The sequence below is a fragment of the Pleomorphochaeta sp. DL1XJH-081 genome (genome assembly GCF_049310885.1).
GTDB lineage: Bacteria > Spirochaetota > Spirochaetia > Sphaerochaetales > Sphaerochaetaceae > CAYZJV01.
On sequence record NZ_JBMDYO010000147.1, the window covers coordinates 1 to 259 of the forward strand.

A 259-nucleotide genomic window follows, 5' to 3' on the forward strand; every position below is an offset into this window, starting at 1 on the left:
GCCACAGAAACGGTAGCCTTCACCGTGAATGGTAGCGATGATTTCCGGGGTATCCGGAGTGGATTCGAAGTGTTTACGAATCCGACGAATGGTCACGTCAACGGTACGGTCATGCGGCTTCAGCTCGCGACCGGTCATTTTCTTCAGCAGCTCGGCACGAGACTGAATTTTGCCCGGGTTTTCGCAGAAGTGCAGCATCGCGCGGAATTCACTGCGCGGCAGCTTGTACTGTTCGCCGTTCGGGCTAACCAGGGAACGG

General features: G+C 56.4%; 1 protein-coding gene. It reads right to left on the minus strand.

The features are described 5' to 3' along the window. On the minus strand, window positions 1-259 hold a 259-nt coding region (locus ACODJP_RS14250), incomplete at both ends, for a winged helix-turn-helix domain-containing protein (protein WP_422482624.1).